An 11200-nucleotide genomic window follows, 5' to 3' on the forward strand; every position below is an offset into this window, starting at 1 on the left:
TCGTAGTTGCCGATGGTGTTGAATCCGCCGACGGCCTGCCATCCGGTGCCGAAGAGGTAGTCCGCGCCGCCGAAGACGTGATTGCCCTGCACGCCGCCGGTGATCAGGAAGCTGCTCCTGGCGATGCTGTAGCCGGTGCCGAGCTGGAGCTGGGCATTCTCGTCGCCCTGCACGGCCTGGAGCTTGAACTTACCCATGCCCATCTCGGCGAGGTCGAAGGACAGGCTGGCCTGGCCGCCGAAGACGTCGCCGTCCGACTGGACCTTCACGCTGCGGAAGCCCACGGCGATCTCGGGCAGGACCGACTTGCCGAAGGTCCACTCCACGCTCGCGAAGGCCTCATCCTCGGTCTTCTCGGTGCCATAGGTATGAGTCTCGGGCGGTATGCCGATCGTGCCGGCGACGGCCGGGACGGTGGCCGACAGCAGGGTGAGGGCGGCGAAGATCAGCAGGATGCGGTTTCTCATGGTCGACTCCGTCTGTCTGCAGGCTGCATGTGGAATGCTCGTGGCCCTATGCCGTGGCAATGGCGTTGGCGATCGCCGTTCCGGCGCGCAACGCGAGGGCGCTGATGGTGAGCGACGGACTCTCGCCGCCCCCGCTGCTCGGGAACACGCTGGCGTCGACGATGTGCAGGTTGCCGTGGTCGTGGCTGCGCAGCTCGGCGTTCACGACCGAGGCGTGCGGATCACTGCCCATCCGGCAGGTGCCGAAGACGTGCGTTGCGGCGAAGTGGTCGTAGGCGCCGAACTCCTCCACGGGCTCGGAGGTGCCCGCGGCCTCCAGGATCCGGCGGCAGGTCCGGGCCATGAACGCCAGCCGCTGCAGCTCGCCCTCGCCGAGGTGACTGTGGATGCGCGCGAGCGGTACCCCGTGGTCGTCCCGGTCCTGTGGGTGCAGGTCCACGAAGGTGCCATTCGAGGGGAGCGATTCGCCCACCGCGCTCACCGACACGATGTCGCCGAGCTGCTCGCGGACGCCACGCTTGAGCTCGTGGCCGAAGCCGCCCACCACGCGCTGGGCATACTGGATCGGTCCGGAGAAACCGTTCTCGTTGGTGCTCACCGAGAATCGGCAGCCGCCGACGATGTCCGGGATGGCGTCCGGGCGATTGTAGTTCCAGCAGATGGAGTCCGAGGGCAGGCACTTGAAGCTGGCGATGGGGAGCTCCGCCAGGGCGCTGCTGCTCCAGAACAGCGTCTCCATGAAGTTCCGCCCGACCTGGCCGCTCCCGTTGGCGATGCCGTCTGGCCACGCCGGCGAGGCGGATGCCAGCAGCAGCCGTGGGGACTCCACGGCACCGCCGGCGAGGATCACCCGTTCCACCGGGATGCGCTCGTCGGCACCGCCCGTTGAGACCGCATGGACGGCGGTGATGCGACGGTCCGCACCGGTCTCCAGACGGGTCGCCTGCACCCCGGTGCGCAGGCGCAGGTGCCCGGTGGCCGCTGCGCGGCGGATGAAGGTGACATCCGCCGAGCCCTTGTCCCGGCGCGGGCAGCCGAGGTTGCAGTTGCCGCAGTAGTTGCAGGCGGGCCGCCCGTCGTGGGGGCGCGACAAAGCGGCGCGATCGTTCGCGACCCAGTCGAGTCCCAGCACCCGGGCGCCGCGGGCGAGACGGCGCCCGGCCGAGCCGATCGGGTGAGGCGGCTGGAAGTGGTCGCGGGAGCCGGGGCGGTCCTCGCCTGCGCCGGGGCCCGCGATGCCGATCAGCGTCTCCGCCTCGCGGTACCAGGGCTCCAGGGTGTCGTAGTCCAGCGGCCAGTCCGCGGCGACGCCGAAGCGCGAGCGCATGCGCATCGAGTGGCGATTGAGGCGGTGGGCCTCCCCGGTGTAATGGAGCGTGCTGCCGCCGACGCCGCGGACGTGGTGATAGCCGATGCCGCTGGGCCGTCGGCGCGGCCCGTCGTTCAGCCGGCCGGTCACGCGGTTCCATGAGCGCAGGTCGTCCCAGCGCGCCTCGAGCTGCTGCAGGGGCGCGAAGCGGTAGCTACCCTGGCTGCCGTCGCGGTGGGGGAAGCGCCGCGCCTCCCAGTCCGGGCGGTCGAGGCGGAAGTCGGTATCCGGGTCGAAGCGCGGCCCGGCCTCGAGCATGAGCACCGGTATGCCCCGCCGCGTGAGCGCCCACGCCGCGGCCGCGCCGCCGGGCCCCGAGCCGATGATGACGATGCGCGGCTCAGACATCGCCGTGCTCCAGGGCCATGAGCTCGTCGATGTAGCCGCGGGGCTGGGGGGTGTGGGTGAGGGGGCTGCCCGCCCAGCTCTCGGGGTGGGCGTAGTAGAGGGTCACCGCCCGGCGGCGGACATAGTCGTAGAACACCCGTGGTCCGCGGGAACCGTTCGCCTGGGCCATCCAGGCGACCAGGCGGTGCCTCTGCCCGTCCGTAAGCCGGGAGAAATCGCCTCCGGCCTGATGATCCAGCCAGCGGCAGCCCTTGCGCAGCAGCGCTTTGGGCATGCCCTGCCCGAGGTGGCCGGCAAGCACTTCCTCGTGAACGCCCAGGTCCGACGCCCCCGGGGTGAAATCGTCCGCGGGGAGCAGGGTGTCGACGTAGGCGCCGAGGGTGCGGCGAATGTCCGGCGATGCCGCACGCACGCGGGCCATGGGCAGCGGCAACGCCACCCAGGCGAGTCCGACCAGTAGCTCCCGTCTGCTAAGCCCCATCACCGTGCCCCGGCGGCTATTCTTGTGATCGTCTGCGGATACGCTCGGGAAACAACGTAGTCCCCGGGCCTTACTCATGACTTACATATATCGCCGGCGAGCCGGGAATCGGGGGGCATCCGACCCGGTTATTCATACGATCGGAGAAGTCCGCCGGGCTGATGGCTGGGTCGGCGGGGGCATCTGTGCGGACGGTCAGCGTGTGCCGTCGCGGGCGCGATCGAGTGCGGTGTTGAGCTGCTCGGTGGGGAGTCGGTGGGCGGTATAGCCGCGACGGAGGGTGGACAGATACGCCGGATTCGGCGGGACGAGGGGCGGGCGCGGGACCATGACGTAGACCCAGGCCGCCGGATCACCGCCGACGGCACGACGCACCGGCAGGCGAAGTCGGTCGTACACCTCCGGGTACTCCTCGAAGGCATCCAGCGCGGCGAGGCAATCGCCGGTGATCTGCCAGATCAGACCCTCGACCGAGGCACCGTTGCAGGGTGTCACGTCCGCTTCCCGGCGGAATTCAAGCCGGTAACCGGCGAGCGTCGCCCGCCCCTGAAGCCGCGCGCGAGGGCAGCGCTCGGTCATGCCGACGGGGTCGGTGTTGGCGCCGTAGGCGAAGTAGAGCATTGCTACCTGAGTGATTCGAGCCGGTTACACGCCGTGTCCCTGTAGAGCCTGGCCTTGCTCGTGGGGTCGTCGGCGTATTCCTGTCGCCAGAAGTTGCAGGTTCGCCCAGCCTGGTCGATGGTCGCCTGATGCTCTCGACGCTCACGTGCCTGTCGCCGGCGCAGGGCCGCGTCCCGCTCGTCCCGCGCCGCCTGCCATTCCCGCCTGTCTGCCAGGGCGCTCCGGGCCTGGCTGGCGGCGGCCTGGAATTGTCGGCTCACGTCCCACTTCCAGTAATGATAGAAGGCCATCGCGGCGCCGAAGACACCGATGAAGGTGCCGAGTGCGATCGCGAGGACGCGACCGGTGAGATTGAAGTAGGGGGCCGGCTGCGGCCGACGGTAGTCGCTTTGCAGATCGGGCTCCATGCCTTTCCCCGCTCTTCCCTGCGCTGTTGTGTGCGGTTCCGACCCCGAGAATAGGCAAGACCCGGGGAGGCGGCAACGGGCGCGGCGTCTGTGACGAAAAAAGCCCGCGTCATTGGCGCGGGCTTTTGGGGCAATCCGAAGATGCTGGTGGGCCCTGCTGGATTCGAACCAGCGACCAGCGGATTAAAAGTTCTGCGGAAAGCCGTTTGAATGGCTTTTAGCTCCTTCGCAATAACCGTACAAAACTTGCTGGATCAAATACCTACGGACATACTGCGTCCGCTGGTCTTAGACGGTGTTTGAAGCCGAGCGGTTATTATTTGGTTATTGTGGCACCAACGGATTCCGTATCCGTTGGTCAGGGAGGGGCGATGAATATCAAGCTCACGAAGACCGCGGTTGAGCGGTTGGAGCCGCCGGAGAAGGGCGAACGGCTGGTCTGGGACACCAATCTGCCCGGTTTCGGTGTTCGGGTGGTCCCCTCGGGTACGCGATCCTATATCGTCCAGCGCCGGGTGAACGGAAGGCAACGGCGCCTTACACTCGGCCGCCACGGCGTCAAGACGGCGGAAGAGGCCCGCAAGCTTGCTGCCGTGAAGCTCGGCCAGATGGCCGATGGCACGGACCCGGTTACGGAGAAGCGCCGCGACGAGGCCTATGCGGTGACGCTTCGCCAGGTCATGGAGTCGTACCTTCGGGACCGTGCGGACCTTAAGGATCGAAGTTGCCGGGATATTCGCCGCCACGTGGGCCGCAGTTTTTCGGACTGGGCGGACCGGCCGGTAACCACGATCACGCGCGACAAGGTGATGGCGCGCTTCCGCGAGCTGAGCGCTCAGGGGAAGACCCAAGCAAACCAGGCGTTCCGCATCCTCCGTGCGCTGCTTAACTTCGCCCGCGCCTCGCATCGCACGCCAGAGGGCGAGCCGATTCTGCCGGAGAACCCGGTGGCGGTGCTCTCGGAGGCCAAGGTCTGGAACCGCAACCGCGCGAGGAACACCTATATCCCGCTGGAGCGGATCGGCGAGTGGTGGTCAGCGGTGCAGGCCCTACGCACCGACCCAACGGGCACCGAATCCAGCCGTACCGCCGTCGATATCGTCGCCATTCTCACACTAACCGGACTGCGGTGGTCTGAGGCGGCGGAGCTGACATGGGACCGAGTAGATCTACAAAATCGGTCTATCCGCCTCCCCGACACAAAGAACCGAACCGCAGTAACGTTGCCTCTCTCGAGCGCGGCACAAGAGGTGCTCGTCGGTCGTCCAAGTCGAACCGGTTGGGTATTCCCCGCCCGGTCAGGGGGAGGGTATATACGGGACGTGCGGCCCACCCTTCGCAAGCTGCACGAACGCACCGGCATTCGCGTCACTCCCCATGATCTCCGCCGCACCTTCAGGGCCGTCGCGGGCCAGTGCGGCGTAGAGCTTTGGCGTACGAAGCTGCTTATGAACCACGCGCTCGGTGGTGACGTGACGCTTGTTAACTACACGGATACCGAAGATGTCCGGTATCTCGCTTCTGATATAGAATTGGTCTGTCAGTACTTGGAGCAGCAAGCGAGTGGTGTGGCCAAAGCTGCCCCCATGTTGCGCCGCTCGCTTTAGAATAGACAGCTTCACCCTTGACCGTCCAATGGGTTCTTTCTTGATCCAAAAGGCACAAGAAAGTGTCCCTGTAGCCACAATAATATGTAGTTGTCCAGCTCCGCGTTATGACCAAACCGCCATCCGAATACCCACCGAAGGGCGCCAATGATATCGCGCCAGTCGCGACGGGCCCGAATAAGGTTCTCCAGCAGGATAGAAGTTTGTTTTTTAGTAGTAAGAGCGTGTCGCTGTTCTGACCATACGGCGTCCAAAAATTTAGCTGCCACAATAATATGCGATGAGATGTCGGCCTCCGCGCCGCCGAGCTGCCCGGCAACGCGGTCAAAACGACGAACCGGGTTCGCCTCATCTCGTGCCGCCGCGATCAAAACGTCGGGATCAATCGAGATAAACCGATCGCCGAGCTCGACTAAGTGCATGACGGCCTCGTTATATTCCTTTCTGGACAATGACTTTTCATCGCGAGCAATCATCAGTAGCGGCTGGATCCAGCTCCCTGCGACACCAAGATACTTTTTTGCCAAGAGACGATAAACTTGATCTTGGCACAACAGCAGATTTTCGCTGCCGTGGGCCGCCCACATATCGTCAATGAAGTCATTTCCAATGAGTTCGTTGATTCCTCGTAAATCCACTGGAGGATCGGTGGCACTTTCAGCCGGAATAATCGTAGTATGTTCGTCGATCCATTGCAGGTCGGCTTCCCTTGCTTGGAGCGCCGAATTCCATTCTTCCTGCGACAGTTCGTGGCGAACGCACTGCCCGTCTTGCCAGTAAAGGGTCACCGAGGGCCCGTCCCCATCTTCCATTTCTTTGACGCGCCTCCAATACACGTCTCTCGTTGACCCTGTGACGCAGATAGGCCCACAAACCCGCCGGACGGCATCTTCGATCCCCAGTCCGCGGATCAACTTCAGCGTGAGGGCGTCAATTACACACCCGCGGCCTTCGTTCCTTCGTAGAGCCTCGATCGCTTGTATGCGCTCCGGATGGGTTCCGGCGCATACGCGGTGGTTTCTGCCGGTTTCTTGAAGGCCATTGCGCGCCTCGATGATGTCTACGCCTAGAGCCCCGGCAGCCATGTGAATTGGAATCAGCTTTTGTTCGAGAATGTCGAACACCCGGTGCACGTGGTCGTGCCGCTCTTTGAGGCTATCAAAAAGCTCCTTGAATGGCTCTGAGGCTCCAGTATCTATCTTGACTTGGCGCAACCCTTCTGCGGTCGGGAAGTGCCGCTCGAAGTTCTCCAGGGAACGATGCAGGGCATGGAGATACTTGCTCTTGATGGTCACCACCGTCCACGTGGCGCGCTTCTCGCCCCACTCGATCGTTGCCCCTGGGGCCGCTCCGCGCACCTTTTGAGTGATTTCGCTTTCCGGCGAAATATACGTCTCGTCCTTCCGCAGGTACGCATCCGGCTCAATAATGAACCAAGACCGGCTGCCGTCGCCATGATCGACCTCGAATGCAACGTTGTTATCGATTATTTTGAAATCTGGAGAAATGGAAGCGGTAGGACCGGGAGGAAGAAGTAGCCGCATATAGCCCAGATGAACATCGGGGGACGTCGAGTTATACAAGAACACGCTATACGCAAGCCTCAAAGCACGCTGGTCAAACCCGAAGTGGTTCAGCCAGTGGGCGAGTTCCATCCTCAGATGTGGCGGTCCGGGGATCTCTTCGACATCACCGGACAGGTAGGCTTCGATACGGTCCCGCTCATCGAGGCGGTGGCAGAACTGGAGCCAGCGTAGTCGCATCGCAAGGTCCTCCGGCTTCAGCGCCAGATATCGGTCGAGCGCTTCGCGAGCGGCGGGGAAGTCCTTGCGGTTCGCGTTGACGCCGGCGAGCGCCTTGAGATAAGGCGGCTGCGAAGCGACCTCAGCAGGTAGGCGCGCGAGTAGTCCGCCGGCTGCGGCGCGCCGGTCGGCATGGATGTATGAGAACAGCATAAGCCTTAGCGCCGCGCTGTCATGGCCGACATCGACATGACCATGGAGAACAGTCACAACGTCTTCGTAGCGTCCGGCGTCATCAAGGGCCTCTGCCAGCGTGAGGCGCTCGGCAAACGGGCTTTCGTCGCTGAGTGCATCGAGAGCACGGGTCAAAATCGCGTCAGCATCGGGGCTTCCACGCATCCGCTGAATATGCGCGAGCTCAACGAGTGCGGCAATGCTTCCGGGATGGCCCTCAACAAGGGCTTCCGCGCACGCTAGAGCTTGGTCAAGGGAGCCTTCATTTACGTAAGCCTCGATGACCAATTGTTCGGCGGCCAGCCTTTGATGCAGGGGCGCAGCGGAGAAGTCGGTTCCCTGAATCACCGCGCGGGCGCGCTGCGGCTCCGAATTAACAAGCGCTTGCGCTTGCATTATTAGCATGCCGGGGGGGCCGGCATGATTTCGGATAAGCGCCCATCCGGCTTCCTGCTCGCCGGCCTGAAAATACAGCGCAGCCCTTAGTTGGCGAATTGACTCGTCATCGGCGTAGCGTTCAAGGGCCTGATCGAGCACCGCGGCGGCCGCTTGAAACTCATTAACCGCCCATAGAGCGAGGGCAAGATTGTGCGGGAGCGCGCTGTCCGGGCGTTCGCCCTCGGCTTTACGCGCCTCCTCCCACAGGCTTTGTAGCACAGACGCCGCACGCCGTACGTCCTCAACCGTGCCCTCGCTCCTAGGAGCGCCCCCAATCCCAATATGGTCGGAGGATAAAGCTTCATCTAGCACAGCCTCGGCAGCTTGGCGTTGCAGTTGTTTCTCGTCTTTGTGCGTCTCGGCGGCCTCGCGTGCAAGCCGGCGCCAATCGGCATTGTGTCGCTGGCAAAGAAAATTTATGGCGCTTGCCAAAACCTCGGGAGTGTCGTGAAGAGGTTCAGGTACGACAGAGAAGGGATCGGAGACGCGAACATCGGCGATACACCCGGAAATAAGATGGGCGGCGGCGGCTGCATTCTCCGGATCATGCGCGAGCGCTCTCTGGGCTTGCGCGACGGCATTCTCGGGTTCTTTCCTTATAAGGTAGGCTAGCGCAACATTAGCCAGTCCCACGCGGTCGTCTGGATCATAATCTAGTGCCTTAAGAAAAGCGTCGGCCGCCGACTGCTCATTACCGGCTTCGAGGTGCGCCGCACCGATATTTGTCGTTATTCTGAAACGAACGCGATTGCTGGCCGATTCCCACACGCGCTCCCTTAGCGAGTTCAGAAGACTTTTTGCAGTGTTGGGTTTTCCTTCCCGCAGAAGATCGCGGTACCCATCGATCTCGCGATGCACTGTCTCTTCGACCGCCTCTCGGGCTGCCGACGAAGTGTCCACCGAAGACTCGCCGACGCTAGGCTGGGATATGGCCATCTGTTGAAAGAGCGCGTGAAGACTATCGTGAATGCTATCTAGTTTATCGCTATGCTGCTTGTTTATATCGAGGTTTTCTTCGCTGAGCGACTCAAGTTTTCTTGTGAACGGTGTCAGATCGGGATGAAATGCGTCGATAGCTTCCGGGTGCTTGTTGATCTCCCTTTCGAGCGTTTCCCAACCCCAAACCTCAACCGAAAAAAGTCCGTCCTTTTCGTGTTGCTGCGTGATTTCTCGCGCGATCCGCTGAATTTTGGCGTCATCAGCCGCCGTAGTGACAACGATAAACTCCGATAGGGGCGGCCGGAACTTCTTTGCCGCAGCGACCTCCTTTCGGAGCTCCTCCTTTGTGAGTTCCTGAGAATCCCCTTTCTGTTTGCACTGTATGCCAACCCAATGATGGGGATTCGGTCGTCGGCGGCCGTACACATCCACGCCATGCTGCGCTTGGCCGGTGCGGCCGTGAGCGACGGTATTTGGATCACTCAGGATACACTGAAAGAGGATGCAGGTATGATTCTCGAAGTCCTGCCAGTTCTTGGGTTTCGGTATTGAAGTCGAAGCGTACTGGCTCATGTCTTTAACTGGGCCGTTCTGATTCCGTGAAGTCGCGCCAAGGCCGTGGGAAGCCCCTTGGGGGGATTTTCGGTCATTGCTTCGTTGGCTAGTTGGTTGCGTTCAGCATGGTAATATACCTCTCTGCTTTGAGCGCAGCCTCTGGCCAGAAGCCACCCTCCCGCCGCAAGTACTTCTGGAAACTCTTTAGCCGCGTGACGAGATCCTTTGCGTTGTTCTGTGCTTTGATGACGGCGTCAAGCGGTTCATCGCGCCACCCCAGTGCTAAGGGGCCCTTGGGAGGCATGTCCAATTCGGCGAAGTGGTATGTGTTCAGTAGTCGTATGGCCCCAAGAAGGGCGATATCCGTCTCCGGGCGGCCATCCGAAGTCACACCAATTCGGTTTTGAAACAGAACGGCCAATTTGGGCTGCAAGTACTGCACGGCATTGTAGGCTGCCTCGATGTCTCTACAGTTGGCGGGTTCCCCAATTCCATTGTAGTGGGGAAACGAATCCCTGTAGCAGTCGAATACCAGGTCCATTGCGGCGAGGCAGGGGGCATCAAGAAACAACTGGTGTTCGTAGTAGGCAGCTTCGAGTTCCTTGAAGGCCTTGTGCGGAACGGGACCCGTGAGCCCTTCATCGTTGTCAAGATGCTGGTCGATCCACTGCCGATTGACGGCGGCAATCTTGGTCAACAGTCCTGCGAAAGCATTTCGTTGGTGGTCGAAGAATAGTGAAGTTCGGAGGTGGCGCAGTTCGTTCTCTTGTTTGATAGCCTGGATATCGGTGTTCAGTTCTGCCTTGTGCGTCTCAAGCTCTTGAGAGTACTCGTATCGGATCGACTGTCGGAGGCGTTCGGATATCCAACCGCGGAGTAGTCCAGCCAATATAGCGCCAGCGGTACCACCGTAAACGAGACTAAGGAGTGCTTCCATTCGGTTCTCCCGTAGGCCCAAAAGGTAATAAAGGTTGGGCACGAATATCTAGTGAACGTACCGGAATGATAACACCTGACATGCTGCATTGACGCGCGGTGTAGGTCACCGGACGGCCCGTGTCGGAGATTGGAAGGGATACCTACGCCCGGTGGCTCGGGCCGACCGTGCGCGCACACTCCAATGAGGCGAGCGACGTCCCCCCGTTTTCAGTAGCACTCCGGTATGGAGTCCGAGGTTAATGGTAGCGACTTCTGGCTGAGTCGCTCGGCATAGCCGCTCGGCGTCAGCCCATCGAGTACCTTCTTCGGTCGTTCCTGGTTGTATTCGCGTTGCCAGGCCGTGATCTCCGCCACGGCGTGGGCCATGCTGACGAACCAGTGTTCGTTGAGGCATTCATCGCGAAAGCGGCCATTGAACGACTCCACGTAGGCGTTCTGGTTCGGCTTGCCCGGTTCGATGGGCCGGAGCTGGACGCCGTTCTCATAGGCCCAGCCGAGCATCGCCTTGCCGATGAACTCCCGCCCGTTGTCCGAGCGGATGACCTGCGGCAGTCCGCGGCTCTCGCCCAGTTGCTCCAGCACGCCAACGACCTGTCGTCCGCTCATCGCGTACGCCGGCACCAGGGCGACGCACTCATGGGTGGCATCATCGACAATGGCCAGGCACTTGATCGCCCGCCCGTCAGCGACACGGTCGAAGACGAAGTCCAGCGACCAGACCTCATTGGCGGCGCCCGGACGCACCAGCGGCTGACGATCCGCCAACGGCACCTTCTTGCGCTTTCGACGCCGCACCTGAAGCCCCTCCGCGGCGTACAACCGCTCAACTCGCTTGTGGTTGACCGTCCAGCCCTGCTAGCGCAGCTTCAGGTAGATCATCGCCGCGCCGTAGCGTCGATGACGGTGCGCCAGGCGCAGGATCTCTTCCCGCAACGCCCCGTTGCGATCGGCCGCCGGCCGATAGCGCAGCGCGCTCGCACTCATGCCGATCACCGCCAGCGCGCGACGCTCGCTCAACCCGCGGCCTTTCATCTGACGCACCAGCTCGCGCCT

The 11200-nt window shown here is 62.2% G+C and carries 8 protein-coding genes and 1 pseudogene; 1 reads left to right on the forward strand and 8 read right to left on the reverse strand.

Annotation, left to right across the window (positions count from 1 at the left end; all coding sequences use genetic code 11):
* The 5 genes from C516_RS0117675 to C516_RS20155 all read right to left on the reverse strand — a co-directional run.
* The coding region (locus C516_RS0117675) for a hypothetical protein (RefSeq protein WP_018719750.1) at window positions 1-467 on the reverse strand (467 nt) is incomplete at its 3' end.
* A 46-nt stretch (window positions 468-513) separates the two neighbouring features.
* Window positions 514-2184: a GMC family oxidoreductase gene (locus C516_RS0117680; RefSeq protein WP_018719751.1), complete on the reverse strand. Its 1671-nt coding sequence runs from the start codon at window positions 2182-2184 to the stop codon at window positions 514-516.
* Complete coding sequence (locus tag C516_RS0117685; protein ID WP_169509160.1) at window positions 2177-2665, reverse strand: gluconate 2-dehydrogenase subunit 3 family protein; 489 nt, start codon at window positions 2663-2665, stop codon at window positions 2177-2179. Before C516_RS0117685 ends, C516_RS0117680 begins: the two co-directional genes overlap by 8 nt.
* A 195-nt stretch (window positions 2666-2860) precedes the next feature.
* Entirely contained in the window at window positions 2861-3286 is a 426-nt protein-coding gene (locus tag C516_RS0117690; protein ID WP_018719753.1) for a gamma-glutamylcyclotransferase family protein, read from the reverse strand.
* A gap of 2 nt (window positions 3287-3288) precedes the next feature.
* A complete protein-coding gene (locus C516_RS20155) occupies window positions 3289-3693 on the reverse strand; it encodes a hypothetical protein (RefSeq protein WP_018719754.1) in 405 nt (134 codons plus the stop codon).
* A 371-nt stretch (window positions 3694-4064) separates the two neighbouring features.
* Here C516_RS20155 and C516_RS20160 point away from each other — a divergent pair, with 371 nt between their 5' ends.
* Window positions 4065-5300 (forward strand): tyrosine-type recombinase/integrase, encoded by a 1236-nt coding sequence (locus tag C516_RS20160; protein ID WP_018719755.1) that lies wholly within the window; start codon window positions 4065-4067, stop codon window positions 5298-5300.
* 11 nt (window positions 5301-5311) lie between these two features.
* Here the strand turns inward: C516_RS20160 and C516_RS21260 are convergent, their stop codons facing one another.
* The 3 genes and pseudogenes from C516_RS21260 to C516_RS0117725 form a co-directional block, all read right to left on the reverse strand.
* Window positions 5312-9226, reverse strand: coding sequence for a tetratricopeptide repeat protein (locus C516_RS21260; RefSeq protein WP_156831299.1), 3915 nt, complete (start codon window positions 9224-9226; stop codon window positions 5312-5314).
* Between the two features lie 88 nt (window positions 9227-9314).
* Window positions 9315-10145, reverse strand: a complete 831-nt coding sequence (locus tag C516_RS0117720; protein ID WP_018719760.1) for a hypothetical protein — start codon at window positions 10143-10145, stop codon at window positions 9315-9317.
* A gap of 209 nt (window positions 10146-10354) precedes the next feature.
* Window positions 10355-11200: pseudogene (locus C516_RS0117725) on the reverse strand (IS3 family transposase); the annotation flags it as partial.

This window comes from Arhodomonas aquaeolei DSM 8974, from assembly GCF_000374645.1.
Classification (GTDB): domain Bacteria; phylum Pseudomonadota; class Gammaproteobacteria; order Nitrococcales; family Nitrococcaceae; genus Arhodomonas; species Arhodomonas aquaeolei.